33 protein-coding genes and 2 pseudogenes are annotated in these 24,004 nt (G+C 33.8%); 21 read left to right on the plus strand and 14 right to left on the minus strand.

What is annotated here, in order from left to right; genetic code table 11:
* The first annotated feature begins 110 nt into the window (after nucleotides 1-110).
* Together mutS and mutL are read left to right on the plus strand one after the other, a co-directional pair.
* Nucleotides 111-2,786 carry a DNA mismatch repair protein MutS gene (gene mutS, locus BM211_RS01920; protein WP_090994728.1) on the plus strand — a complete coding sequence of 892 codons (2,676 nt, stop codon included), beginning with the start codon at nucleotides 111-113 and terminating at the stop codon, nucleotides 2,784-2,786.
* An 8-nt stretch (nucleotides 2,787-2,794) separates the two neighbouring features.
* Complete coding sequence (mutL, locus tag BM211_RS01925; protein ID WP_090994730.1) at nucleotides 2,795-4,708, plus strand: DNA mismatch repair endonuclease MutL; 1,914 nt, start codon at nucleotides 2,795-2,797, stop codon at nucleotides 4,706-4,708.
* Nucleotides 4,709-4,789: 81 nt separating this feature from the next.
* Here mutL and BM211_RS01930 read toward each other — a convergent pair whose 3' ends face one another.
* From BM211_RS01930 to BM211_RS01945, 4 genes are all read right to left on the minus strand, one after another.
* Entirely contained in the window at nucleotides 4,790-5,926 is a 1,137-nt protein-coding gene (locus tag BM211_RS01930) for a site-specific integrase (RefSeq protein WP_090994733.1), read from the minus strand.
* 25 nt (nucleotides 5,927-5,951) lie between these two features.
* Nucleotides 5,952-6,473 carry an ImmA/IrrE family metallo-endopeptidase gene (locus tag BM211_RS01935; protein WP_090994753.1) on the minus strand — a complete coding sequence of 174 codons (522 nt, stop codon included), beginning with the start codon at nucleotides 6,471-6,473 and terminating at the stop codon, nucleotides 5,952-5,954.
* A 271-nt stretch (nucleotides 6,474-6,744) separates the two neighbouring features.
* Nucleotides 6,745-7,473, minus strand: a complete 729-nt coding sequence (locus tag BM211_RS01940; protein WP_090994756.1) for a hypothetical protein — start codon at nucleotides 7,471-7,473, stop codon at nucleotides 6,745-6,747.
* An 89-nt stretch (nucleotides 7,474-7,562) separates the two neighbouring features.
* A complete protein-coding gene (locus BM211_RS01945; protein ID WP_035434648.1) occupies nucleotides 7,563-7,940 on the minus strand; it encodes a helix-turn-helix domain-containing protein in 378 nt (125 codons plus the stop codon).
* Between the two features lie 158 nt (nucleotides 7,941-8,098).
* On the opposite strand from BM211_RS01945, the gene BM211_RS01950 reads away from it, so the two are divergent.
* The 10 genes and pseudogenes from BM211_RS01950 to BM211_RS01985 all read left to right on the plus strand — a co-directional run bounded on the left by BM211_RS01950 (nucleotide 8,099) and on the right by BM211_RS01985 (nucleotide 10,712).
* Nucleotides 8,099-8,350, plus strand: a complete 252-nt coding sequence (locus BM211_RS01950; protein WP_090994758.1) for a helix-turn-helix transcriptional regulator — start codon at nucleotides 8,099-8,101, stop codon at nucleotides 8,348-8,350.
* 8 nt (nucleotides 8,351-8,358) lie between these two features.
* Nucleotides 8,359-8,745: pseudogene (locus BM211_RS01955) on the plus strand (replicative DNA helicase); the annotation flags it as partial.
* Nucleotides 8,745-8,936: a Fur-regulated basic protein FbpA gene (locus tag BM211_RS01960; RefSeq protein ID WP_035434656.1), complete on the plus strand. Its 192-nt coding sequence runs from the start codon at nucleotides 8,745-8,747 to the stop codon at nucleotides 8,934-8,936. The pseudogene BM211_RS01955 and the gene BM211_RS01960, both read left to right, overlap by 1 nt.
* Nucleotides 8,911-9,198 carry a hypothetical protein gene (locus BM211_RS01965; RefSeq protein ID WP_090994760.1) on the plus strand — a complete coding sequence of 96 codons (288 nt, stop codon included), beginning with the start codon at nucleotides 8,911-8,913 and terminating at the stop codon, nucleotides 9,196-9,198. Before BM211_RS01960 ends, BM211_RS01965 begins: the two co-directional genes overlap by 26 nt.
* Nucleotides 9,173-9,535: a hypothetical protein gene (locus tag BM211_RS01970; RefSeq protein ID WP_035434658.1), complete on the plus strand. Its 363-nt coding sequence runs from the start codon at nucleotides 9,173-9,175 to the stop codon at nucleotides 9,533-9,535. Before BM211_RS01965 ends, BM211_RS01970 begins: the two co-directional genes overlap by 26 nt.
* A gap of 84 nt (nucleotides 9,536-9,619) precedes the next feature.
* Nucleotides 9,620-9,811, plus strand: coding sequence for a DUF3954 domain-containing protein (locus BM211_RS01975; RefSeq protein ID WP_035434661.1), 192 nt, complete (start codon nucleotides 9,620-9,622; stop codon nucleotides 9,809-9,811).
* A gap of 41 nt (nucleotides 9,812-9,852) precedes the next feature.
* Nucleotides 9,853-10,017, plus strand: coding sequence for a hypothetical protein (locus BM211_RS26275; RefSeq protein ID WP_156107955.1), 165 nt, complete (start codon nucleotides 9,853-9,855; stop codon nucleotides 10,015-10,017).
* Between the two features lie 93 nt (nucleotides 10,018-10,110).
* Nucleotides 10,111-10,278: a hypothetical protein gene (locus tag BM211_RS26280; protein ID WP_177206865.1), complete on the plus strand. Its 168-nt coding sequence runs from the start codon at nucleotides 10,111-10,113 to the stop codon at nucleotides 10,276-10,278.
* A gap of 14 nt (nucleotides 10,279-10,292) precedes the next feature.
* Nucleotides 10,293-10,469 carry a hypothetical protein gene (locus BM211_RS01980; RefSeq protein ID WP_035434663.1) on the plus strand — a complete coding sequence of 59 codons (177 nt, stop codon included), beginning with the start codon at nucleotides 10,293-10,295 and terminating at the stop codon, nucleotides 10,467-10,469.
* Between the two features lie 36 nt (nucleotides 10,470-10,505).
* The gene (locus tag BM211_RS01985; RefSeq protein ID WP_035434666.1) at nucleotides 10,506-10,712 is read left to right on the plus strand and encodes a hypothetical protein; all 207 of its coding nucleotides are present in this window, start codon (nucleotides 10,506-10,508) and stop codon (nucleotides 10,710-10,712) included.
* A gap of 281 nt (nucleotides 10,713-10,993) precedes the next feature.
* On the opposite strand, the gene BM211_RS01990 is transcribed toward BM211_RS01985, so the two are convergent.
* A complete protein-coding gene (locus tag BM211_RS01990; RefSeq protein WP_081904915.1) occupies nucleotides 10,994-11,149 on the minus strand; it encodes a DUF4021 domain-containing protein in 156 nt (51 codons plus the stop codon).
* Nucleotides 11,150-11,591: 442 nt separating this feature from the next.
* Between BM211_RS01990 and BM211_RS01995 the strand changes: the two genes are divergently transcribed.
* The 6 genes from BM211_RS01995 to BM211_RS02020 all read left to right on the plus strand — a co-directional run bounded on the left by BM211_RS01995 (nucleotide 11,592) and on the right by BM211_RS02020 (nucleotide 15,828).
* Nucleotides 11,592-12,002, plus strand: a complete 411-nt coding sequence (locus BM211_RS01995) for a YopX family protein (RefSeq protein ID WP_051957342.1) — start codon at nucleotides 11,592-11,594, stop codon at nucleotides 12,000-12,002.
* 181 nt (nucleotides 12,003-12,183) lie between these two features.
* A complete protein-coding gene (locus BM211_RS02000; protein WP_035434668.1) occupies nucleotides 12,184-12,654 on the plus strand; it encodes an ArpU family phage packaging/lysis transcriptional regulator in 471 nt (156 codons plus the stop codon).
* Entirely contained in the window at nucleotides 12,651-13,193 is a 543-nt protein-coding gene (locus tag BM211_RS02005; RefSeq protein WP_035434671.1) for a site-specific integrase, read from the plus strand. Before BM211_RS02000 ends, BM211_RS02005 begins: the two co-directional genes overlap by 4 nt.
* A gap of 158 nt (nucleotides 13,194-13,351) precedes the next feature.
* Nucleotides 13,352-13,627 carry a stage V sporulation protein S gene (locus BM211_RS02010; protein WP_035434673.1) on the plus strand — a complete coding sequence of 92 codons (276 nt, stop codon included), beginning with the start codon at nucleotides 13,352-13,354 and terminating at the stop codon, nucleotides 13,625-13,627.
* Nucleotides 13,628-14,031: 404 nt separating this feature from the next.
* Nucleotides 14,032-14,526: a hypothetical protein gene (locus tag BM211_RS02015; protein ID WP_090994763.1), complete on the plus strand. Its 495-nt coding sequence runs from the start codon at nucleotides 14,032-14,034 to the stop codon at nucleotides 14,524-14,526.
* A 564-nt stretch (nucleotides 14,527-15,090) separates the two neighbouring features.
* Nucleotides 15,091-15,828: a DNA-methyltransferase gene (locus BM211_RS02020; protein WP_090995003.1), complete on the plus strand. Its 738-nt coding sequence runs from the start codon at nucleotides 15,091-15,093 to the stop codon at nucleotides 15,826-15,828.
* Nucleotides 15,829-16,011: 183 nt separating this feature from the next.
* On the opposite strand, the gene BM211_RS02025 is transcribed toward BM211_RS02020, so the two are convergent.
* From BM211_RS02025 to BM211_RS02050, 6 genes are all read right to left on the minus strand, one after another.
* The gene (locus BM211_RS02025) at nucleotides 16,012-16,260 is read right to left on the minus strand and encodes a tyrosine-type recombinase/integrase (protein ID WP_305728491.1); all 249 of its coding nucleotides are present in this window, start codon (nucleotides 16,258-16,260) and stop codon (nucleotides 16,012-16,014) included.
* A gap of 61 nt (nucleotides 16,261-16,321) precedes the next feature.
* Entirely contained in the window at nucleotides 16,322-16,891 is a 570-nt protein-coding gene (locus BM211_RS02030) for an imm11 family protein (protein ID WP_035434798.1), read from the minus strand.
* A 411-nt stretch (nucleotides 16,892-17,302) separates the two neighbouring features.
* Nucleotides 17,303-17,608 (minus strand): hypothetical protein, encoded by a 306-nt coding sequence (locus BM211_RS02035; RefSeq protein WP_035434801.1) that lies wholly within the window; start codon nucleotides 17,606-17,608, stop codon nucleotides 17,303-17,305.
* Nucleotides 17,609-17,633: 25 nt separating this feature from the next.
* A complete protein-coding gene (locus BM211_RS02040) occupies nucleotides 17,634-17,936 on the minus strand; it encodes an EndoU domain-containing protein (RefSeq protein WP_081904919.1) in 303 nt (100 codons plus the stop codon).
* Nucleotides 17,937-18,005: 69 nt separating this feature from the next.
* Entirely contained in the window at nucleotides 18,006-18,362 is a 357-nt protein-coding gene (locus BM211_RS02045) for a hypothetical protein (protein WP_051957352.1), read from the minus strand.
* Entirely contained in the window at nucleotides 18,359-19,447 is a 1,089-nt protein-coding gene (locus tag BM211_RS02050; RefSeq protein WP_090994769.1) for a response regulator aspartate phosphatase, read from the minus strand. The genes BM211_RS02045 and BM211_RS02050 overlap by 4 nt, the downstream gene beginning before the upstream one ends.
* Nucleotides 19,448-19,937: 490 nt before the next feature.
* Here BM211_RS02050 and BM211_RS02055 point away from each other — a divergent pair, with 490 nt between their 5' ends.
* On the plus strand, nucleotides 19,938-20,213 hold the full coding sequence (locus BM211_RS02055) for a hypothetical protein (RefSeq protein ID WP_035434804.1): 276 nt from the start codon (nucleotides 19,938-19,940) through the stop codon (nucleotides 20,211-20,213).
* A 317-nt stretch (nucleotides 20,214-20,530) separates the two neighbouring features.
* Here the strand turns inward: BM211_RS02055 and BM211_RS02060 are convergent, their stop codons facing one another.
* Complete coding sequence (locus BM211_RS02060) at nucleotides 20,531-21,184, minus strand: SMI1/KNR4 family protein (RefSeq protein WP_035434805.1); 654 nt, start codon at nucleotides 21,182-21,184, stop codon at nucleotides 20,531-20,533.
* On the minus strand, nucleotides 21,181-21,483 hold the full coding sequence (locus tag BM211_RS02065; RefSeq protein WP_197059953.1) for a hypothetical protein: 303 nt from the start codon (nucleotides 21,481-21,483) through the stop codon (nucleotides 21,181-21,183). The genes BM211_RS02060 and BM211_RS02065 overlap by 4 nt, the downstream gene beginning before the upstream one ends.
* Between BM211_RS02065 and BM211_RS02070 the strand changes: the two genes are divergently transcribed.
* Both BM211_RS02070 and BM211_RS02075 read left to right on the plus strand, forming a co-directional pair.
* Entirely contained in the window at nucleotides 21,454-22,014 is a 561-nt protein-coding gene (locus BM211_RS02070; protein WP_371261848.1) for an SH3 domain-containing protein, read from the plus strand. The genes BM211_RS02065 and BM211_RS02070 overlap by 30 nt on opposite strands.
* A gap of 72 nt (nucleotides 22,015-22,086) precedes the next feature.
* Nucleotides 22,087-23,427: pseudogene (locus BM211_RS02075) on the plus strand (IS3 family transposase).
* 82 nt (nucleotides 23,428-23,509) lie between these two features.
* Here the strand turns inward: BM211_RS02075 and BM211_RS02080 are convergent.
* A complete protein-coding gene (locus BM211_RS02080; protein WP_035436645.1) occupies nucleotides 23,510-23,992 on the minus strand; it encodes a hypothetical protein in 483 nt (160 codons plus the stop codon).
* Nucleotides 23,993-24,004 lie beyond the last annotated feature (12 nt).

Below are 24,004 nucleotides of genomic sequence, written 5' to 3' on the forward strand. Positions count from 1 at the left end.
TCTTCCTAGCTTTTTGTTTATGTTTCAGATGATGGATCAAAATCATTCGTGTATAATTTGTGTTATAATATGTTTTTAAAGTGAAAAAGAAAGATGTATGGAGGAACAAAATGGCACAGTACACGCCGATGATGCAACAATATTTAAAAATCAAGGCAGATTATCAAGATGCCTTTTTATTTTTTCGCTTAGGCGATTTTTATGAAATGTTTTTTGAAGATGCTGTAAAAGCAGCACATGAACTTGAAATTACATTAACGAGTCGTGATGGGGGCGGAAGTGATCGCATTCCGATGTGTGGTGTACCATATCACGCTGCCAAAAACTACATTGAACAGTTGGTTGAAAAAGGATATAAAGTAGCAATTTGTGAACAAGTTGAAGATCCAAAAACAGCAAAAGGTGTTGTGCGCCGGGAAGTTGTACAATTAATTACACCAGGAACGATGATGGAAGGTCGAACAATAGATGAAAAGGAAAATAATTTCCTTGCAGCATTAGAACAGTTTGAAGATGGTTCCTATGCATTAGCTTGTAATGACTTAACAACAGGCCAAAATACAGTAACATTGTTAACTGGAGCACTTGAAGATGTAATACTAGAAGTATACGCAACGGGCGCAAAAGAAATTGTTGTATCGTCTACATTCTCTGAGGAAGAACTAGATAAGTTGTTAGCAACACTAAAAATGACAGTTTCATATGAAAAGGAAACCGACATTCCAGAGAATCTTATGCACCTCGTTCAAAATGTGACGCAAGCAAAACTCCTTGCAGCCGTTGGACGTTTATTTCATTATGTCTTACGTACGCAAAAACGTTCGTTAGATCATCTACAACCGGTTGAAATTTATTATACAAATCAATTTATGAAGATTGATGTTCACTCTAAACGTAATCTAGAACTAACAGAAACCATTCGCACAAAAGAAAAAACAGGTTCTTTATTATGGCTGTTAGATAAAACGAAAACAGCGATGGGGGGACGTATGCTAAAGCAGTGGATGGAACGTCCGCTCATTCAAAAAGAAAAAATTGAAGAACGTTTAGAAATGGTTGAAACATTTGTGAACGATTATTTCTTCCGTGAGGATTTAAAAGAAAAATTAAAAGAAGTATATGATTTAGAACGGTTAGCAGGAAAAGTTTCATATGGAAATGTCAATGCACGTGATTTACTGCAACTAAAGCGTTCTTTACTGCAAGTACCATCCATACTGGAGGCGGTTAGTCTTTTAGATAATGCCTATGCTGCAACCTTAATTCAAGGCGCTGATCCATGTGAAAGCTTAACAGCGTTACTAGAGAAAAGTATTCAAGAAAACCCACCGCTTTCAGTAAAAGATGGTGACATTATTAAAGATGGTTATAGTGAGAAATTAGATCAGTATCGCTATGTAAGTAAAAACGGAAAAACATGGATTGCAGAGCTTGAAAAGCGTGAGCGTGATATAACGGGAATTAAATCGCTGAAAATTGGATACAACCGCATTTTTGGCTACTATATTGAAGTTACAAAAGCAAACCTTTCTGCACTTCCAGAAGGACGTTATGAACGAAAACAAACTCTTGCGAATGCAGAACGTTTTATTACAGATGAATTAAAAGAAAAAGAAACGTTAATTTTAGAAGCAGAGGAAAAAATCGTTCAATTAGAATATGATTTATTCACAGCTCTTCGCGAAGAAGTAAAAGTATTTATTCCGAAATTGCAACAATTAGCAAAAATTATTAGTGAATTAGATGTCCTTCAAAGTTTTGCAACTGTAAGTGAGGAAGAGCAATTTGTAAAACCAACATTAACAGGTAAACGAGAAATCTTTATTAAAGATGGTCGTCATCCTGTCGTTGAAAAAGTATTAAACGGTAAATTGTATGTACCAAATGACTGTATCATGCCAGAAAATATGGACATCTTTTTAATTACTGGTCCAAATATGTCAGGTAAAAGTACGTATATGCGTCAATTGGCATTGATTACTGTTATGGCGCAAATCGGTTGTTTTGTACCGGCAGCAGAAGCAGTTCTCCCTGTGTTTGACCAAATCTTTACGAGAATTGGTGCAGCCGATGATTTGATATCAGGTCAAAGTACGTTTATGGTCGAAATGTTAGAAGCGAAAAATGCAATTGCGAATGCATCGGAAAGAAGCTTAATTTTATTTGATGAAATTGGCCGTGGTACATCTACGTATGATGGTATGGCACTAGCGCAAGCAATTATCGAGCATATTCATGATCAAATTGGTGCGAAAACGTTATTTTCAACACACTATCATGAATTAACAGTTCTAGAAGAAAATTTGGATAAGTTGAAAAATGTACATGTTTCCGCAATTGAAGAGAATGGAAAAGTTGTCTTCTTGCATAAAATTCAAGAAGGAGCAGCAGATAAGAGTTACGGTATTCACGTTGCTCAGCTTGCAGAGCTCCCAGATAGCTTAATCACTCGTGCGAAAGAAGTATTAGCGCAGCTTGAAGGACAAGAGGAAGTTATCATTCCGAAACGAACGGAAGTTAAAGTTTTAGAAGAAAAAGTACAGGAACCTGTGATCGTAAAAGAAGAAATATTGCCGCAAGAAGAAGTAGAAGAAGAAGTGGAAGAAGAATCACAGCTATCCTTCTTTGCAGCGGAACAACCATTGAAAAAAGAAGACAAGCCTGTACTTGATGCAAAAGAAACAACAGTATTAACACAAATTAAAAAAATGGACTTACTCGATATGACACCGTTAGAAGCGTTAAATGAATTGTACCGTTTACAGAAAAAGTTGAAGAAAGGATGAGTAAGTAGATGGGGAAAATTCGCAAACTCGATGATCAGCTTTCTAACTTAATTGCGGCAGGGGAAGTAGTAGAACGCCCTGCCTCGGTTGTAAAAGAACTTGTCGAAAATTCCATCGATGCGAATAGTACATCTATTGAAATCCACTTAGAAGAAGCTGGATTATCGAAAATTCGCATCATTGATAATGGAGATGGCATTGCGGAAGAAGATTGTGTTGTTGCCTTTGAACGACATGCAACAAGTAAAATTAAAGATGAAAATGACTTGTTTCGTATTCGAACGCTCGGCTTTCGCGGCGAAGCATTGCCAAGTATTGCATCTGTCAGTGAATTAGATTTAATGACAAGTACAGGGGATACACCAGGAACCCACCTTGTCATTAAAGGCGGCGAGATTTTAAAACAAGAAAAAACAGCGAGCCGTAAAGGAACAGACATTACGGTTCAAAATCTGTTTTTTAACACACCAGCACGCTTAAAATATATGAAGACGATTCATACAGAGCTTGGAAATATTACCGACATTGTATATCGCATTGCCCTGTCGCATCCAGAAGTCTCGTTGCGTTTGTTTCACAATGAGAAAAAATTGCTTCATACATCAGGAAATGGTGATGTAAGACAAGTTCTTGCGGCAATTTACGGCATTCAAGTTGCGAAAAAATTAGTTCCAATTGAAGCAGAATCGTTAGACTTTACGATTCGTGGTTATGTGACGTTGCCAGAAGTGACGCGTGCATCTCGTAACTATATGTCAACGATTGTAAATGGTCGTTACGTTCGAAATTATGTCTTAATGAAAGCAGTGCAACAAGGCTATCATACGTTGTTACCTGTCGGCCGTTATCCAATTGGTTTCTTATCAATTGAAATGGATCCGATGCTAGTTGATGTGAACGTTCATCCAGCAAAACTAGAGGTTCGTTTTAGTAAAGAACAGGAGCTATTGCAGCTTATTGAAAAAGCATTGCAGAATGCTTTTAAAAAGATCCAACTTATTCCTGATGCTGGCGTAACAACAAAGAAAAAAGAAAAAGATGAAAGCGTCCAAGAACAGTTTCGATTTGAGCACGCAAAATCGCAAGAACTACCGAAAATTGTGTTGCCAAGTGGAATGGATGAACAAGAAGAAAAACCGAAGTCACAGACGCCGCTTTGGAATCCACCAAAACAAGAATGGCAGCCGCCAGAGTCTCTTGTGAAAGAAGAAAACAATTGGCAACCATCTAAGCCAATCGTAGAAGAACCACTCCCACAAGAGACTGATTGGGATGACAATGAGGAAGAGTTTGAATTAGAAGAACTTGAAGAAGTGCAAGAAATCGAAATGAACGGAAACGATTTACCACCGTTGTATCCAATAGGCCAAATGCACGGAACATATGTTTTCGCTCAAAATGATAAAGGATTATATATGATTGATCAGCATGCCGCTCAGGAGCGCATTAACTATGAATATTTCCGTGATAAAGTAGGAAAAGTGGCACCCGAGGTACAAGAATTACTCGTTCCATACCGAATTGATTTATCGCTTAATGAATTTTTGCGCATTGAAGAACAATTAGAAGAACTGAAAAAAGTAGGAATCTTTCTAGAACAATTTGGCCACCAATCGTTCATTGTCCGCTCACATCCAACATGGTTCCCAAAAGGACAAGAGATGGAAATTATCGATGAAATGATGCAGCAAGTATTGAAATTGAAAAAAGTCGATATTAAAAAACTGCGTGAAGAAGCAGCTATTATGATGAGCTGCAAAGCATCGATTAAAGCAAATCAATATTTAACGAACGATCAAATCTTTGCTTTATTGGAAGAACTGCGAACAACAACAAATCCCTATACTTGTCCGCATGGCAGACCTATACTTGTTCATCATTCGACTTATGAATTGGAGAAGATGTTTAAGCGGGTGATGTAAATAAAATGGCGCTAAACTCTTTATTTATAAAGGGTTTAGCGCTATTTTTTATAACATTGACCACATTTTGACCACATTGTATCAATTTGTTTGCTGAAAAGCTTTTTCAAACCGATCTGATGATTCCTTTTGCATGTCGAAAGTCACGTGAGAATATGTGTTCATTGTCATTTCGATAGATGAATGTCCTAATCGTTCTGATACAATCTTCGGATGTTCTCCAAGAAGTAACATAAGTGATGCATGTGTATGACGCAAATCATGAAAACGGATTTTTTTCACATTGGCTTTTTTTATCGCTTTAGAAAAGTGATTGTACACATAGTTTGGATTCAGTGGACCACCTTTTTCGTTTGCTATAATATAACCATCTTCTGAATAAGGTACACCAAATTGTAATTTTCTCTCTATTTGCCAAATCCGATGTTGTTTTAATTCACTCATAACAAAATCAGAGATAGAAACTGTACGTGCTGAGTGATTATTTTTAGTGGACTGAATAATGATACCTTGCTCTTTTGTATAGTAGAGTGTTCTTTGAATGCTTAATTTTCCAGCTTCAAAATTAATATCGGACCAACGCAATCCTAAAATTTCTCCGCGACGCATTCCGGTATAAATAGCAAGAAGGTACAACATGTAATAATGTCTTTTACCGTCTTTTATAGTTTCTAAGAAACAACGTGCTTCTTCAAAGCTCCACGTTTGCATTTCTTTTTTCTTTCTTCGAGGCTTTTTCACTTTATGAAATATATTGGTTCGAATATATTCCCATTCCACGGCAGTATTAAAAGCTGTTTTAAGTATAGAATGGATATACTCCACATACTCTTCAGATAAGTTTTCGTCTTTCAAGAGGTGATTATAAAATTTATTTATAGCTGGCGGCTTCAAGTCAGTAAGTTTATAGTGACCTAATGCAGGGATAATTCTTTTATGTATGGTTCCTTTATACCCACCAAAAGTAGATGGTTTAATATTATGTCTAGCTACGTTTTCTAGCCAATCTTCTATAAAACTCTTAATCGTTATTTTCTTTTCTTCAAAATACTCACCACGTTCTAATTGGGTAATAAGTGCAGCAGCAGCTGTTTGTGCTTCCTTTTTAGTTTTGAATCCAGATTTTGTTTTCTGTTTTCGTTTACCTGTCTCTGGATCTATTCCAATATCAACTGTAAAAGACCACTTGTCACCGCGTTTTCTAAAATATCCTTTCATTGGACTAAGACCTCCTAATAATTACTTAAACAGCGTAATGTACCCGTAAAAACTCTTGTATACGACTAGCAAGTATTTGCCCTTCATAATGAATTAAACACTTGTTAGCGAGTTCTGCCGTAACATTAAACGTAATAGAAAGTAAATAGATTGCTTCTGATCGTGTAGATGGAAGAGATAATCTTTGTAACATAAAAGTCGGAATACAAAAGTGCATAGCGAAATTCTGTGCCTTTGATTCCTGGTAGTCCAACAACAACTTTGACATATTTAATTGATTACCAGCATGGAAGAGAAGGTGTGCAATCTCATGACCAAAATCTTCGAATTGTTCTTGTGGAGACTTTCGGTTATCTAATACGATGCTTGCTAGACCATTACGCTCTATTGCGCAACTTTCTATCGGAGCGAAATAAAGCCAAATGTTTAGCTTTTGTGCAATCTTCATTATATCCACTTGTTCTGGAACAAAGATAGAGAGTGATTGGTACAAGTTTTTCGTATAGTCTTCAAGTTGTGTCGTGTAGTAGGGCTGTGATTTGTACATGTTATTTCACTCCATTATTGTAAAATGAGAACGTTTGTTCCTGTTTTAACGCAAAAAGAAAAGCCCGTGAAGGGGGCTTTTGGTATATATTTGATTTTGTGTTAGAAAACAATTTACATTAAGTTATTTAGTTATATGATGTTATAATCTTGTTAAGCGGTGATTCGAATTGAAAATATATCATTTTGACGAAAAAACTCAATATTACTTTTAGTTTGGAAGAATTTAAATCACTTGTTACGAATTTTTGTAATTATGGCGAATTTCAGTATTATTGAACAGTAACAAACTTCTTGAAATATTCCGCACGTTTAGCTTTAGCGTATACATACGGATTAAGGAATTTCTTCTGCCAAGATTGATCTTCTGATTTTAAACTCTCAATCTTTAATCCGATGTATTTATTTAATGATTTTCTATCTAAGTTTATGCTGTATGTTTTCCCGTCGAATGGGAGAGTCATTTTAACTCCATTTACGTCAGGGAATTGTCTTAGTAACCTAGCTGGTTCACTTACCAACATTTTTTCAATAGCGTCTCCAGTTGCGAAATATTGTTTATATGTATCTTCATTCACGTTGGAGTCTGGCTTTTGAGATTTAAAAGATGAATAAGAGTCATAATATGTAATTTCAGCTTCATTATTAGTTAGCTTTATGTCTTTAATAAATGCTCCACCTTTAATGTTTTGAGCATAGTTTGAAAATTCTTCTTGCTTCTTTTGTTCTGCAAGTTTTTTGTCCTCTTCTTGTTTTTGTTTCTCATCTTGATTTTTCTGTTCTTCTAATTTCTTTTCTTCAGCTTTTTGTTTGTCTTCAGGTGTCATAGACATCCCAAATCCCGCAAAAGAAATAATGGAGACAATAAATGCTATGCCGGTAAATTTGAAAAATTTCTTAGTGTTGTGTTTCTTTTTAAAACGAAACACAAATGAGGTAATTAATAAAATTAAAGTGGATATAATTCCTAATACGAATAAAATTGCGAAAAAAGTGTTCATTTACTAGTACTCCTAATCTGAAAAATTATGTAACTGTGTAATTTTTATACAGCTGTAGAATAAATAAAAACACGCAATAAGAGCGTGTTTTATTTTTGTTCATCTCCAGGCTTACGATTTTTTTCTTTCACCTTGATAAACTCCCAAAACTGGCGAAGTTCTTCTTGTTTCTCTGGAGAAGCATCTTTGATGTCTTTGAACCATAATCCGAGTTCAGGATCATTGAGGGCTTTGTCTATTTCTGTGTCATTTTCATGTGTATATGTGTCAATTATCCCTAGAAGGTAATCAGTAGAAACCTCATAAAAAGCAGCAGCATGTTTAATAAAATCTGGATCAGGTTTTCTTTCACCTGATTCGTAGCGGGATAATTGCACATTTGAAACATTCAAAGCTTGTGCAGCTTTAGTCTGAGAATATCCTCTTATTTCGCGCACGTGACGCATTCGCTTAGCTAATGTGCTCATAATTTTCCCCTTCATTCTTTTATATTTAATATTTTACCATATCGGTAAATAAGCTAAAATAAACTTACCGAAAAGGATATTTTGTTATTAACTTTGCCAAAATGGTAATATATTATAAGGTCATAAGTTACCAATTTGGCAAAATGAGGAGGTGCAAAATGTTACAAACAGTTAAGAAGGTTGATTTAAACAAAATTAAACGCATTAGAAAAAAGTTAGAGTTTTCAGTTGAAGAGATGTCTAAGTGTCTTGGTTATAAAACAATTAATGGATATTATTATTTAGAAACAGGTCGTAATAAATTTTCTGCTGAAACTTTAGCAATGGTTGCTGATATCTTTGATGTACCCATAGCTGACCTTTTTTTGAAGAGAATGTTGCCAAAATGGCAAAGAACGCTAAAAAACTAGCCTAAGGTGGTGATCCAAAGCATAAAGGTAATCGAATGCAGGAGTTAAGTGAAATTAGTCGCAAGTTAAAATTAATGGCCCGAAAGTTAGGAGTATGTGTAGTTGCTTTATCACAGCTCAGTCGTGCAGTAGAGAGTAGGCAAGACAAACGACCGATGCCATCAGACTTACGCGAGACAGGACAACTTGAGCAAGATGCAGATATTATTACATTTTTGTATAGGGATGATTATTACGATAGGGAATCTGAAAATAAAAATGTGATTGAAATCATTATTGCAAAGCAGAGAAATGGTCCAGTAGGAATTATAGGATTAGCCTTCATTAAAGAGTTTAGTAAATTTGTAGATTTAGAGCGCAGATATAGTGAACGGCCGCAACAGGAGGCGAGATGATGTTGCTACGACAAGAAGTTGAACGGAGAAGATTACTTATTATTCGTAAACTATTAAGTTTAGGTTTAGCTGAACTGTCAGATGGAAGAACACTAGATCAATTAACATTGACACAGCTTGAGGGAATTTTAGGAACAAGTTTGAAGTTACTGGAGGATAAGAAAAATGATTCTAACGAAAAACTGGCGTAACGGTGACACTGTTCATATTAAACGTAAAAAGTTCAAAGATATTCTTAAAGCTGTACAAGAATTAGAAAAACGCGGATATTCATGCGTTCATCCAATTAGATCATTAGCGCAGCGGCAGAAAGAGTTTATTCATAAGCGAACGAATGGAAAAATCAGTACAACTAATTATAGTTTTGGACAAGCTAATGCAGATACTTGCTATGTTGTGATGATGAGAAGAGAAAAGGGTGAGGCACATGTCAAAACAGTTAACAATCTTTGATGTCGAACCAGTATCCGAATTTAATATTAAGAGAGCCAAAGTTCAATATTCAAGCTCTCAAGTGCGTTATGCAGATGTAATTGTTCAAGTTCCACGTAGAGCTAAAGCAGTTGATGAGTTAAAACAAACAACCGCATATGACGAAAAGTACGAACTTTTTGAGGAGTATACAATTGGAATTTGGCGATATAAACGTGCGGAAGATCAGCGGTTTGATTGGGAAAAAGCTGAAGAACTATGTAAGCAAGCGAGGGATACTAAACAAGCGATTCCAATTCGACTTTACTTGTCAGTGGAACAAACATTTATCCCAGAAGATGTTGTGAAATATTTATGAGATTACACAAAATAAAAAAAGCCGAGATTGCTCCCGACATAATTATTCGACAAAGTAATTATAGCATAAATGGGAGTGATTTCGTTGGCAATTATTCAAGAAAATATTGCAGAAATGACAGCTGAAATAGATTTAAAAGAAAACAAGATTTATGTTGTGAAAGATGGACAGATTCATGAGATAGATCCACCAAACAGCGGACATGGTGAACAATCATTTGTATATAAAAATGGAAAAGTAACTCGTGTTGATGAGCGGAAAACACAGTTACTTTAATACCAATTTTGAATTTTGTAGAGAAGTAGGTGAATGTGACTGTGAGCCGAAAAGTAGAAAAATTGTTAAATAGAGCAGGTCTTTGGGAGACGAGATCAAAGAAAGCTTCTTTAAAAGGAGATTATGACAGGGCAGGAAAACTTCGAACAAAAGCCCTGCAATTAGCAAATGAAGCTGAATCAGAATCGTACACAGATAATTCTTGATGAAACATATGACAATGATTCTATTCAACCGGGAGAAAGACCAGAATTATCATATTAATTTTTAACAAAATAGTTATTTTGGAGGGAACAAGAATGAGTGAAGAAACAATTGTTATTAATATTCCGCCAGTAGAAGAGTGGACTATGAAAGACCTTAAATATGTTTGTAAACACAATAAGATAAAAGGTTATACAAAGATGGATCGTGAGCAGTTAGTGCAGCATGTGAAAGAAGTCATTAAGAATATGAAGTCTAAATAGGAAAGGAGATTGAAATGAGTGGAATATTAGCAAAGTTCTCGTATAAGCAATTACACGCAATGAAACATGCAATATTGAAATACATGGAACGTGATGACGTTACAGAAGATGATTTTAAAAGTGAACAGGCATTATTACTTAAAATCAATTATCTAATTGAACAGATGAAAGAGCGTAATAATATCAATTAAGCAAACAAGATCGGTATTTGAAAAGGAGTGGGGTAGTTGAGTAATTATCGTAAATTACATGTAACGCTTAAGGTTCCTAATAAATTAATTGCAATGTACAGCCAAGAAAGTTTTGCTTCAATAATGGATCTCTTGAACGAAGATAAATTCATTATGCTCTTTGAGCAATCAAACGGTTTATACAATCCTTTGGCAGTGAATACAGACAATATTATCGCTATTGCTAGAGCGGAAGAAAACTAAACAAGAACGCTACTTTGTAAAAAAATAGGGCCTGAGGTGCGCTACAGGCCCTATAAAAAAATATATAAAACGTTAGGGTTACCTTCATATTACCAAAAATGGTAATTTTATTCCACGTGTTGGTTGTTGATAAATAAGGTTATAAGGAATTAATAAATATTCTATAAGGAGAATGGATATGAAAAAGTGGTCAGTAGAGTAAAGAGCAGCTAGCAAAAGCTAACCGCTCACCATTAGAGAATGGACTTAAGGGGGAGCCTTTATGTGATATCTGATATGTATTAGATATTTTGTGAATTACTTTTTTTACGGTGATCTTTGTCCTCGATATCAGTTTCAGGCATTCCGTATAATCCGTTCATAGCCTGTTCATCTAAATCAAGACCAAGCACACTATTATTTGTCACATCATTTTTTTCTTTTTTAGAGTTATTCATATTATATCACCTCCTATTTTTAGGATGTCTAAAAGTGACATAAACATTCAAGGTTTGTTTTATGATAAAAATTTCATTTTGTATAAATTAAGACCCTAGTCTCCTAGGGTAATGGGTATAACAGTTCGATTTATTTGAACAGTTATTATAATAACGTGATATTAAATTAATAACATCAAGTAAATGTTTCCAATAAAAGAGCAGCCAGTAAAAACTAACTGCTCCCTAAAAAGGGTTAAGAGAAAGAAAAATTGGACTAAGCTGTTTAACAGCTTATCTATAGTATGTATTGCTGGTGAAATATTATACGAAAAAAAGCAGATAGCAAAAGCTAACTGCTCCTCCTCGAGGGAGAGGAAAATAAAACTACAAATGGAGTACAGCTATGAGTAGCCAGTTATAGTATACGCAGATGGTGAAATATTATGCGGAGGGATGAGGAATGAAAACAGTTGAGTTTAGAGCATGGGATATTAAACGGAAAGAAATGTACATTATTGACGATTTATACTTCTTTGAAGAAGAAGGGATCCATGAAATTGTCGATGGCATAGCGAGAGGTCATCATGCTGAATATAAGATTATGCAATATACCGGATTGAAAGATAAAAATGGAAAGAAGATTTTTGAAGGGGATATTGTAAGACTTACAAATTCAAGAGGGTTTCATTGTCTAGCTGAAGTTCAGTTTGTATATGGTTGTTTTGAAGTTGTATTCCAAGAGCTTTTATATGTTAGGGAAGGGTTGCGTGGATATTACAGGGAACGAGATTATGTAAAATGCTTTACATGTAATCATGCGATAGAAGTTATTGGTAACATCTATGAAGATCAAGAACTACTGAAAAACTGAACAAAATAATCCTTTGAGTAGAAAGATAGATTAAGAAAAATGGTACAATAGATACAATTAAATATTTTGTCCTACTGGAAGAACCAGCGGACATCAAACTATAAAGAGCATTAGTAATATTGTTCTGTAGTTTGGTGTCCGCTTTTTGTGTTTATTAAAATAGACAAGGAGTGTTTTATATATGACGCAATTAACATTCTTACCAAAAATTGATCGTAAAGCAACACAAGTGCGATTAGAAGAAGTTCTTGGAAATGTTCGTATTTATAGACAGTTCGGGATGATTAGAAATGAGATGAAGGTTACAGCTTCCGGTGAAGTTAGATATCACGGCCCAACAAACATAGTGGGAAAACCAGCTGAAGATGTTGCTTTATCTAATGTGAAACTAAGTGAGAGAGAAGTAAGATTACAGCGTTTGTCTTTTCAAATTGATAAAGCATTAAGTCGTTTTAGTAAGAATCAAAGAGACATAATTGTAAAGCGCTATTTGGAAGATGAAGAAGTATTTGATTACATGGTTTATAACGAGATTGGCATGAGTGAACGTACATATAGACGTAATAAATCTAATGCTTTTTATAAGCTCGCCTTTGCTCTTAGATTAGAAGTATATGAGATAGAAGAGCATCATGGGAGGGATGACCAATGAATTTTGTCCAACCAATACGTGATCCAGAGCAAATACAACAAATAAAAGAATATCTTAAAGAAAAGAGCGAACGTAATTATATTCTGTTTGTAATGGGAATCAATACAGGCTTACGTATTAGTGATATCTTGAAGCTAAAGGTTGGTGACTTAAAAGGGAGCCACATTTCAATGCGTGAAATGAAAACAGGTAAGCAGAAGCGTATTCAAATTACTGCAGCATTGAGAAGAGAGTTGAAATGGTTCATTGATGAAAGAGAAGACCAAGAATACCTAATTAAAAGCCGACAAGGTAGTAACAGGCCAATAGGTAGGAGCATGGCATATAAGATACTTCGAGCAACGGCAGCAGAGTTTGGTTTAGATGAGATTGGTACACATACATTACGTAAGACATTCGGATACCATATGTACATGCAGACAAAGAATATAGCATTGTTAATGGAAATATTTAATCACTCATCAGAACGGGTAACGCTTAGATATATAGGAGTAAACCAAGACGCAATGGATAGAGCGATGACTAAGTTTAAGATTTAGTAATTCGCTTTTTATTTATGTAGATGAGCAGGTACAACATAAAAAGTATCGAATAAATACATTCAATAGTATTGTTTGCTTTGGATATGAATATTAGTTAAAGGTACATTCCAGTCAGTAACCAAAAAGATGATTAAATAACAGAGGGAGCAAATTACATGGAAAATATATTAAAAGTATCATCAAAATCAAATCCCAATTCAGTTGCAGGCGCAATTGCAGGCGTATTAAGAGAAAGCGGTAATGCAGAAATTCAAGTGATTGGAGCTGGCGCTTTAAATCAAGCAATTAAAGCCATTGCTATTGCAAGAGGATTCGTAGCTCCTAGTGGTATTGATTTGGTTCTTATTCCAGCGTTTCAAGAGATTTCAATCGATAATCAAGAAAGAACAGCAATCAAATTAATTGTAGGTCCTAGAAAATCTAGGTCTTAGAAGAGACCAACAATATAAGAATATTTGAAAAGACCGATAGAAGTCGGTCTTTTTCTTTTTTACTTATAGTTAACCATTTTTATTGTGTTGTGTAACTCAAAAAAGAAAGTGTTATAAAGTTAATAATAGCAATGGGTTCAGCGTTCGGGACAGTTACACAAAATATAAGATATGGGTAAGTCATAAGGCAAAACAAAAAATGCTAAGACATTTTTTTATAAATAAATATCTTCTTATTGAAGTGAATCTAGTCGGTGCTTTTAATAAGAGTATTTCCTATATTTTTATGGATGTCTCTCAAAGTGTATGATTCTGGTTATTTATCCTAAATTTTTCTATGAAATCATATCTTTGTATAGTATGATTTAACAGTATTGAATTTATTGGGGAGGAATTAGATAATTATGAAAAAATTTGTAAAAGCAATGATATTATGTTTTGTTATTTTTGCTATTTATCCCACTACAAATGCTTTTGCAGCTAATACATATGTAGCTGGAACTCACGGGGAATGGGAGGAACTGGAAACAGGACCGATGTGCCCTTCTAAAATATGGGTTTTTAACTTATATGCCGATAATGGAAACTCATTATATAATGGTTGGGTGCAATCTGGACAAGATTGGTATTATATTTATAAACGTACTATGGTTGATCCAGTCAATAAATGTAGTAATCCTACTACAAATGGATGGATGCTGATTGACCGTGATGCTGGAAAAGCAAGGTGGTATTTATTTGCTCCGGGAGGAAAGTTATCTAAAAAAGAAGGTTGGGAGCAAGGCGCTAATGGAAAATGGATGTATTTTATTCCAGGAGATTATGGACTTGCAACAAATGAATCATTAGTAATTAACGGGACAAAATACTATTTTGATAGCAACGGTTATATGAAATAATAGTGAAGAAGAATACTTGAAAGAGTATTCTTCTTTTTTATTTCCGTCAATATAAGATGTGGATAATTTAAAATAAACTGGCAGAGTCGTGACCGCTTTTTGACCGCAAATGTGCCGGTTGATTTGGAATTACTGTGATATATTTGTATTGTGAGAAGTGGTGGAAATAACCCGACCCACAAGGATACCTTTATAATTAAAGCGGCCCATTTTATATTATGGTTTTGAACTTGATTTCCGATAGCTTCGATGTTGCAGATTGAATGAACGTTGAAGTATTGAAGAGCTTTTGCTCTTCTTTCAGTCGCTAACACCGAGATCACATTGTATTATGTACTAACAGGGAAACGCATATGCAGTTGGCGATTGAAAGAGGTGTAAAACCTCCTTAACTAAAAAATATGGAGCACACATGACTTGTCTATTTATTTAAAACTGTTATCCGATTGGGTAGCAGTTTTTTACTTTCTTTGATTGATAGTAAAACTTCATTTACCGTATTTATAGTAGAGCAGCTAATTCATGTTGCTCCTTTTTATTATGCCAAAAAGGATGGTTACAAAATTGTTAAATCAAGTTCTTAATATGGATTGTCTAGAAGGAATGAAAATGATAGAGGATAAATCAATTGATATGATTTTATGTGATTTACCTTATGGAACTACATCTTGTAAATGGGACAGCATCATTCCGTTTGATCTGTTATGGGAACAATATGAAAGGGTTATAAAGGATAATGGCGCGATTGTGTTAACAGCAAGCCAACCGTTCACAACAAAGTTAATTGCTTCTAATATGAAGTTATTTCGTTATGAATGGATATGGAAGAAGGGAAATCATGTAACTGGATTCCCAAATGCAAATAGAATGCCATTAAAGAATCATGAAAATGTATTAGTATTCTATAAAAAGTTACCCAAATATTACCCACAGAATTTAATTTTGTTAGATAGGCCGATCAAAAAGAAAAGAATAGCTAACATTGGGGTATTTGGTAAAAGAAATAATGAATCCTTAAATAAGGTACATGTAAAGAAATATACTAACTATCCAAAGTCGGTTATTGATTTCCAGAGGGAAAGTAAAACATTTCATCCAACTCAGAAGCCATTAGCATTATTCGAATATCTAATTAAGACTCATACAAAAGAAGGTGAAGCGGTATTAGATAATTGTATGGGTAGTTTTATAACTGCTATTGCATGTATTAATACTAATCGAAATTATATCGGCTTTGAGATGGACGAAGAGTATTGGAGATTAGGAAATGAATGTGTTCAAGAGTATTTGAAAAATAAGTGAGTGAGCATTCGGTTGCTCTTTGCACATTTTGTTAAGGACGAGCATATACTACTTGTACCTCTTAACTTTTGTTAAAAGGAACCTCGTAATCCAAATCCCATAGAAGAGAAGAGCGCTTGCGGAAACAGGTGCTCTTCTTTTTATTGTGTAAAAATTACATAGGTGGTGTAGAAAATGACATGGTTAAGTTTCTCCAAGAAGTAACATAAGTGATGCATGTGTATGACGCAAATCATGAAAACGGATTTTTTTCACATTGGCTTTTTTTATTGCTTTAGAAAAGTGATTGTACACATAGTTTGGATTCAGTGGACCACCTTTTTCGTTTGCTGTAATATAACCATTTTCTGAATAAGGTACACTAAATTGTAATTTTCTCTCTATTTGCCAAATCCGATGTTGTTTTAATTCACTCATAACAAAATCAGAGATAGAAGTTGTACGTGCTGAGTGACTATTTTTAGTTTACAATATGATGGAATTAGTACTTTAATCACATATACGATTTTGAATCCCATACCTCTATAAATTCAAAACCTTTTAAATCACTTTCTAATACTGCATTTCTAAATTCATCTGACACCAAAATATAGTTCGGGTGAATTTTTTCATTTATATACAATTTAAAAATCATTTCATTTTGAACAACACTAGGAATAAATGCAAATTTTTCACAGCCTATTATTAAACCTGAACTTAATTTTTTAAAGATTGCTTTATTACTGTCAATTGCATCTAGTACATTTAAAACATGGATTAGATAATATACTTTATTTGTTTTATTATAAACAAGTGGAAGAAACTCAACATTAGTACCTATTAAAGGTTCTAATAAATTTTTTGCTTTTTCACTAATCATTATTGAACCAGTTTCTCCCCAAAAATGCGGACAGTCGCTTTGATTGCCTTCTTCTATACATTCAATGAATATTTCTCCCCATGAATCTAATAAAACTGCTGTAGAGTTGAACTTCCCTTTAAAATATTTTTTGTCTTCTTTATAATTCAATAGTTGAAAGGATTTATAGTCATCAAACGAACTTCTCAATTCCCAAATTTTCATTTTTACTCTCCTTTGCTATTTTTCTAGTATAAATAAGATTACTTCTTCGGTTTATTTAATTTAAACTCACCATTCAATAATTTTAGGAGAGTAAAAACGTCCACCAACTTTGAAATTCGAATTTTTATTTATTATTTTATTAGATATAATAATCAGGATTTTCGTCCATTTTTATATAGTTTTTCTGATTTTATTTGATTTTTTTATGATAACCATTGAGTTCATGGTGCTTATATTTCAATTAAAGTAAATGAGGGCTTATAATAATTAATTAAACCAATAATCTATGTTCTGCTTAATAAAAAGCAGCTGTATATGCTTCTAAGTGCATGAAATAGCTGCTTTTTTAAATGCGACATCTATATATGTCGCATTATGAGATTGAATCTATTCATCTAAATTCGATTGTATTTAAAATATCATTTTTTCTACAACTTCAACAGATGGTCTTATTGTAGAGTTCGGAAATTTTTGTACTAAACGTTTTAAACACTCCACGTATTCTTTAGTTTTTTCGTCAAAATCTACATCCTCAAATACCTCACTAAGCCATTCTACTTCTTCTTCTGAAGCGGTATCTAAAAATTTAATAGTTTGCTCAATATCTTCGCTTAATAATTCTGCAAGTTCTTCCCAATATTTTTCAATTAAAAAAATATTTTCAGGATGAACTGCCTTTCGTTCCTCTATAATTTTTCTTACTTGTTCTTCAAACATAATTAATTCTCCTTTATTTGCATTTTTAAGGTTGTTTTGTTCCATCTGGGAATACAGTTCCAATCTTATCGTTTGTTTTTATTACTCCAGCTCTTACGCCTTTATATTCACCAAATATCATATTTCCGTCTTTTACATTTATATTTTCTTGAAGGTTAGCAACATATTCACCAGCTTCTTTTATACCGTTTCTAGTCCAGGATTCGGGAAACCATGCTTGACCTGTACCTGTTCGTTTTGGTTTAGATTTATGATCGGGAACATTTCCAATTCTGATGCCGTCCCCATATTGTGGAAGGTTGGATGTATTTTGATGAATCTTATGCAAATGGGCTTAGATAATAAAGAAAGCCGCTCATTTTAGATGGGCGGCTTGTTCTTTAATTCTATTAAAATGTTACGCTTGTGGTGCTGGTGTATCACCTTCAGCCTCATTACTTACCATACCACCACCAACACCGGGATCACTTACAACTTTATTACTTATAATACCGCCACCATCACCTTTATTATCAGCAGGTGATGGTGTATCACCGTGTTCAGAGTAAGAAGGAGAACCTCTGTGATTTCCATCGGCAGAGATAGGTAAGTCAGCATGTGAATAATTTGGAGACCAACCTTCTCCATGTGTATAAGCTAAATCAGGTCTTTGTGGTGACCCGCCTGTGTCGCCTTTATTGAATCCTATAAATCCAGCTGTTATAGATACTACAAATGTACAACCTATTGTTGTTAAGAGGACTTTTTTCATCATTTTAATGCTCCTTTTTCCCTTTGTTTTTGTTGTGCTTCCTTACTCATACGATAATATTTGCTTGCTTGTTCATAGTTGTTTTCATTATAAAATTTATCGGCTAAGCGATCTGTATATTCTTCAATACAGTCAAATAATTTTTCTTTTTCAAAATACGTAATTCCTTCTAAAACAGCTTTTTCTAATGTATCTGTATTTGTATTCATTTCTTTTAAAATCATAAAACGATATTGATATTCTCGATTTTTCAAATGATTACAGATGTATAACCCTTTTTTTATTAATGGTTTAGCTATATTTAGATGATTTAATTTCAAATTTTCATCAGCTTCTAAATACAACGCTCGGAAATGATTTGGAGATTTCTTTGTTACTTCTGATAGGTGACGAAGTGCTAATTCTGATAAATTTTGATTTGCATAAAGTAATCCTAAGTTGTTGCGTACCATAAGGATATATTTTGCATGATTTATTTTTTGGAATAAAGCTAATGCTGTATTTAATGCTTCTTCAGCTAATTCAAATTGTTTTAAATCGATACAACATAGTCCATATATATTTTCACATAAAGCAAGATTAATCTCATATCCATTCTGTTTAGAAAATTTTTCTTTTGCATTTCGAATACAATCAATGGATTTAAGGTGTTGATATGAATGATAATAAAATTCTCCTAAACGATAATGAAACTCAGCTTTTTCAAAAGGATTTACAATGTATTGTAATAGTGTTTCAGCTTTATCAAACTGTTCTTTTGCTTCAGTATAGTTAGTAATAAGTCTTAAGTGAAGAGCTTTGAAGAAATGATAATAATATGCTAGGGATTTATCTGTTGGGATTTCAAAGGATGCTACTTGATCAAAACTGTCTACTTTAATTGAAACCCAATCAGTTAGAACAGTATAGCGAAAATTTAATAATGCATGATACAAAGATATATTGTAATCTGTTTCTACATTGTTAATTTCATTATCAACTTCTTGTTTTAATGTCGTTGCTTTTGAAACTTGTTGCTGCAACATGGCTTGATACCAATCATTTAGCAACTTTGTAATTTGTTCATTCCCCTTCACCGATACGTTCATAATATCCTCCTCATCCATATAATTGTTGATTAAATATTAACATAATTTGGATAAGAAAAATGTTTATATTAATTATTTTTCAATAAAAAATAGAATATTATGTCTTTTTATTTAGATTAACATTAACATTTTGAATGTTTTTACCCAACCCTCGAAAAAACAGAATTAAATACAGAAAATAGTAAAATATTTACAGGACATTATGATATTAATAAAGAAGTTAAAAAACAAGGATTACAAAGTATAATTCCAAAACAGGAATCATATGGCTATACTGATGTTGAATTCTTTTGGTGGGGATTTATCATACATGCTAATGGATAGTGGACAACTATAATAGTTGGTTCAGGTGTAGTTGCAGTATGTACTTATGTTGCTAACAGAATTGTTAGTTCAACAAACTGGGATGGTTTTGTAGTTCATTATAACTGGGCTTGGGGTGTAGATAAGTTTTATTGGCAATAAGCAATAAAATGAAAGGAGGGTAACGGTGGAAACTTCTAATAAATTTGTGATAATTCTTTCTAAAATTGTATTTAGTTTTATTTTATTTAATTTATCTGTGCTTGCAATATTAGCATTTGGTCCAATGTTAGACGCTTTATTTCAAGTAAAATTTTTATTTGGAATAGGAGTAATTTTGTTTATTTTAGGAATCAATCAGATAAGTGTTTTATGGGGTAAGCAGTTATTAAAATACAACCTAAAGAATGGAATTATATTACTTGTTTTAGGTGTATGTATTTCTATTTTAGCAATTATTTAATACAAAATAAATAGTTTCCAAAGGTGTACGGTATAATTGCGGGGGGAAATAATGAATATTGGCACAGGAATTTATACAATTATAAGTTTTGCCTCAATTATAATTGTATTCTTCGTTTTATATCTTCTTATGAAAAAGAAAAAACAAAAATAATAAAAAAATATTAGTTTAGATTGTTAATGATTTAATAAAGAAAGTCGCTCATTTTTAGGTGGGCGGCTTGTTCTTTAACTCTATTCAAATGTTACGCTTGTGGTGTAGGAGGATCCACTTCACCTTCATTACTTACAATACCACCAGTGTGTCTATATTTAATACTAATTATTTATATCAGTAGGTACTGCACTTAGGGCTACACCAGCAGGTCCTAATTTTTCAATTAATTTTTTTGCCTTACCATATGGAAATTTCTTCACTAATATAAAAGGAAGATTTTTTGAACCCTTTAATAAATCCCCTGTTGAAATGTCAAGTGCTAATACACTTTTTATTTTTACTAAATCTTTTAATCCTCCATTAGGAGTTTCTACTAACACTATATTACACGTATCAGGAAATTCCACTGCTATCTTCTGTATTTTTTCATTTAAACATCCTGCATTTACCCAATCACTAAAATCTAAGGTAATTACAGTAGCATGATTGGGATCCATATCACCAGAATCAACAACCAATACTTCTTTTACATCTGCACTTTGCAACATTAAAAAAACATTACCACTACCATCATCACCGATAGAAACATATCCACTTGCATATTCAGTTACTTCCCAAGTCTCATTTCTTTCTAGAATATCCTCAGTACCATAAATAGTTAAACCTCCACCAATTGAAAAACCATTCGTGTATCTCAATAAATCCTTATATGCATTAGGAAATTCCATTTTCATCAGATCTTCTAATTCTTGAATTTCAATATCACTTGCTGGGTTATTTTTTATTAAATCAGGAATTTTAGATAAGTCTATCATTCTTTTATAAAACCTCCTAAACTATCAAAAAATTTATAAGCATCAACTAATACCTTTCTTGCAACTTTTTGATCAACCCCTGCCTCAATCATTTCCCTATAGCTTACATTAAATTCATAGCGTATATCAGTATCATACCCCTCAATTCTTCTTCGTTTTCGTTGCATAGCAGAAATTTTCGCATGTGGCAAACCAGAACTTGATGGTAAAAGTATTGCTTGAGCTTTCTTTTCGTTATAATCGAAGTCCCCATTTTTAGCCCACTCATTTTGTATAGGGTCGCTTGTGACATTTGGCAATATGCAGACGGAGAAACAGGTGGATGGCTTGATGGTATCGGAAAGGTAGACTTAAATTACTTAAATGGGGACAAGCCTTTATCTGAGTTTATTGGTAGTTCTCAATCCTTACTACCACAAGAAAATGTTTTAGGATACCTTACAACGACTGCTGATGTAGCTAATATTCGTAAAGAACCTAATGTAAATGCACCTATTATGCGTCAAGCAACAAAAGGACAAGGGCATACTTACTATGAATGGCTTTATGATGGTGCTCATTTTTGGTATAAAGTAAATCTTGATAATTGGATGAGAGATGATGTTTGTCAAATCAATAAGGACGGAAAAAGTAAAGGTGTCGTGTGGGTTAATGCAACTGATGTTAACCTTAGAAAAGGTGCAAGTACTGGTGACGTTGTTATCAATAAAATTACAAAGCGCTCTGCCTATGACGTACATTATCGTTATGAGAACTGGATTTATGTAACAGGTGAAGGCGTTGAAGGTTGGATGTATTTCGATGAGTCATATGTACATTGGATTAGATAAAATAAAAGCCGGCTCTTATGTAGTGCACCCCAATTGTTAGACACGGTCTAACAATTGGAGGTGCATTTTTTTATGGCTAAATTCTCTTCAAAAGAAAAAATACAAGCAGTGAGACGATATTTAGAGGGTACTGAAGGCGGAAAGACAATTGCTAAATCTATAGGTGTTGATGCCAGTGTACTCTATCAGTGGATTAAACGATATGAATCTTTAGGTGAAAAAGCTTTTGAAAAACGCTATGCATTCTACTCTCTTCAGTATAAACTAGATGTACTTCAGTATATGAACGAACAAGGGACATCTATCAGGGAAACAGCGGCGATTTTCAATATTCCGTCTTACGAAACACTTCGGAAGTGGAAAGTGGCTTATGACTCAGAAGGATTGGGTGCCCTACAATCAAAGAAAAAGGGGCGTCCATCCATGCAAAATAAAAAACTGAGCACAACTAAAAATCAAAAAGTAGTTGAAGGTTCAATTGAAGCACTACAAGCGGAGAATGAGCGTTTACGTATGGAAAATGCGTATTTAAAAAAGTTGAATGCCTTAGTTTAAAACAAAGAAAAATCACAAAACAAGACAAGGCCCAAGTAATCTATGAATTAAGGCATGAATTTTCGGTGAAAGCACTACTTCAATTCGCAGATATTCCGCGTAGCACATATTATTATTGGGTGAAAAATTTCGATCGTCCTGATATTGATTCAAGCTATTTATGACGAACATGAGGGACGTTATGGCTATCGTCGTATTCGTGATGAACTTACAAGTTGCGGACACAAAGTAAATCATAAAAAAGTGCAACGTATCATGAAAGAATTAGGATTAAAATGTCTAGTCCGTATGAAAAAATATCGTTCCTATAAAGGAACTGTTGGAAAGATTGCACCGAATATTTTAAATCGCAACTTCCAAGCTGAAAAACCAAATGAAAAATGGGTTACAGATATTACGGAGTTTAAATTGTTTGGAGAGAAGTTATATTTATCACCGATGTTAGATTTATTTAATGGCGAAATTATCACGTATACAATTGGCTCAAGACCAACTTATTCACTAGTTTCAAGGATGTTAGATCAAGCTTTTGAACGCTTAACAGATGAGGACACACTCCTTATCCATTCTGATCAAGGTTGGCACTATCAAATGAAAAAATATCGGCATTCCCTCAATAAACGTGGCATTACACAGAGCATGTCCCGTAAAGGGAACTGTTACGATAACGCAGTGATTGAAAACTTCTTTGGCATCATGAAGTCAGAATTACTTTATCTAAAAGAATTTGAAAGTGTTGAACACTTTAAGCAAGAATTAGCAAAGTATATTGAATACTATAATCATAAAAGAATTAAGGCAAAACTAAAGGGCATGAGCCCGGTACAATACCGAGCTCATGCCCAGGAAGCTGCCTAATGAAATAACCTGTCTAACTTTTTGGGGTCACTACATTAATTGAGTCGGCTTTTTTACTATGGATTAAACTTTAGCATACTACTTAATTTGCTTCACCCATTTCTTTTAACTTATTGTGTGCTTCTGTTATCAGCTTAGAACCATTAGACATCAACTGTAACCCTTCAGTTATAAGGTTACGGTCTTTCTTATCTAAACCTTCTTGTGTTTTTACTACGGAATCTTTTACTAGCTTCATGGATTCATTTAATGTAGCATGTACGTCTTTATACTTTTCACCAGGTTCTAACTTTTGTAGCTTGTTAGCTGTCTTTACAAGTGGTGCAGACTTCTCTTTAAACTCTACTGCTTTTTCGTCAATTGATGTCTCACTTGTTAATATCCCTTGAATAGCCATTGATTGCTCTGATAAGTCTTTCATGAGATAAGCCATTTCCATTTTGTAATCCTTTTTCTCTTCTACTACCTTGCTATCCTTTGCTTTCGTTTCTGCTTTATCTGTTGCACAACCACCTAATAGTAACATAGTTGGGATTGCCAACGTAACTAGTCTCTTTGCTTTCATTTTTAACTACCC

Source organism: Bacillus sp. 491mf, assembly GCF_900112415.1.
GTDB lineage: Bacteria > Bacillota > Bacilli > Bacillales > Bacillaceae_G > Bacillus_A.

What these genes read in the sequence shown, in the direction of transcription:
- BM211_RS01935 (WP_090994753.1), bottom strand. Translation starts at nt 6,473, where the DNA reads ATGTACAAATCACAGCCCTACTACACGACACAACTTGAAGACTATACG.
- BM211_RS26280 (WP_177206865.1), top strand. Translation starts at nt 10,111, where the DNA reads ATGAGTGAAGAAACAATTGTTATTAATATTCCGCCAGTAGAAGAGTGG.
- BM211_RS01995 (WP_051957342.1), top strand. Translation starts at nt 11,592, where the DNA reads ATGAAAACAGTTGAGTTTAGAGCATGGGATATTAAACGGAAAGAAATG.
- BM211_RS01990 (WP_081904915.1), bottom strand. Translation starts at nt 11,149, where the DNA reads ATGAATAACTCTAAAAAAGAAAAAAATGATGTGACAAATAATAGTGTG.
- BM211_RS02035 (WP_035434801.1), bottom strand. Translation starts at nt 17,608, where the DNA reads ATGTTTGAAGAACAAGTAAGAAAAATTATAGAGGAACGAAAGGCAGTT.
- BM211_RS02060 (WP_035434805.1), bottom strand. Translation starts at nt 21,184, where the DNA reads ATGATAGACTTATCTAAAATTCCTGATTTAATAAAAAATAACCCAGCA.
- BM211_RS01945 (WP_035434648.1), bottom strand. Translation starts at nt 7,940, where the DNA reads ATGAGCACATTAGCTAAGCGAATGCGTCACGTGCGCGAAATAAGAGGA.
- BM211_RS02030 (WP_035434798.1), bottom strand. Translation starts at nt 16,891, where the DNA reads ATGAAAATTTGGGAATTGAGAAGTTCGTTTGATGACTATAAATCCTTT.
- mutL (WP_090994730.1), top strand. Translation starts at nt 2,795, where the DNA reads ATGGGGAAAATTCGCAAACTCGATGATCAGCTTTCTAACTTAATTGCG.
- BM211_RS01980 (WP_035434663.1), top strand. Translation starts at nt 10,293, where the DNA reads ATGAGTGGAATATTAGCAAAGTTCTCGTATAAGCAATTACACGCAATG.
- mutS (WP_090994728.1), top strand. Translation starts at nt 111, where the DNA reads ATGGCACAGTACACGCCGATGATGCAACAATATTTAAAAATCAAGGCA.
- BM211_RS01930 (WP_090994733.1), bottom strand. Translation starts at nt 5,926, where the DNA reads ATGAAAGGATATTTTAGAAAACGCGGTGACAAGTGGTCTTTTACAGTT.
- BM211_RS02010 (WP_035434673.1), top strand. Translation starts at nt 13,352, where the DNA reads ATGGAAAATATATTAAAAGTATCATCAAAATCAAATCCCAATTCAGTT.
- BM211_RS02005 (WP_035434671.1), top strand. Translation starts at nt 12,651, where the DNA reads ATGAATTTTGTCCAACCAATACGTGATCCAGAGCAAATACAACAAATA.
- BM211_RS01970 (WP_035434658.1), top strand. Translation starts at nt 9,173, where the DNA reads ATGTCAAAACAGTTAACAATCTTTGATGTCGAACCAGTATCCGAATTT.
- BM211_RS02015 (WP_090994763.1), top strand. Translation starts at nt 14,032, where the DNA reads ATGAAAAAATTTGTAAAAGCAATGATATTATGTTTTGTTATTTTTGCT.
- BM211_RS02045 (WP_051957352.1), bottom strand. Translation starts at nt 18,362, where the DNA reads ATGATGAAAAAAGTCCTCTTAACAACAATAGGTTGTACATTTGTAGTA.
- BM211_RS01940 (WP_090994756.1), bottom strand. Translation starts at nt 7,473, where the DNA reads ATGAACACTTTTTTCGCAATTTTATTCGTATTAGGAATTATATCCACT.
- BM211_RS01950 (WP_090994758.1), top strand. Translation starts at nt 8,099, where the DNA reads ATGTTACAAACAGTTAAGAAGGTTGATTTAAACAAAATTAAACGCATT.
- BM211_RS01960 (WP_035434656.1), top strand. Translation starts at nt 8,745, where the DNA reads ATGTTGCTACGACAAGAAGTTGAACGGAGAAGATTACTTATTATTCGT.
- BM211_RS02050 (WP_090994769.1), bottom strand. Translation starts at nt 19,447, where the DNA reads ATGAACGTATCGGTGAAGGGGAATGAACAAATTACAAAGTTGCTAAAT.
- BM211_RS02080 (WP_035436645.1), bottom strand. Translation starts at nt 23,992, where the DNA reads ATGAAAGCAAAGAGACTAGTTACGTTGGCAATCCCAACTATGTTACTA.
- BM211_RS01965 (WP_090994760.1), top strand. Translation starts at nt 8,911, where the DNA reads ATGATTCTAACGAAAAACTGGCGTAACGGTGACACTGTTCATATTAAA.
- BM211_RS02000 (WP_035434668.1), top strand. Translation starts at nt 12,184, where the DNA reads ATGACGCAATTAACATTCTTACCAAAAATTGATCGTAAAGCAACACAA.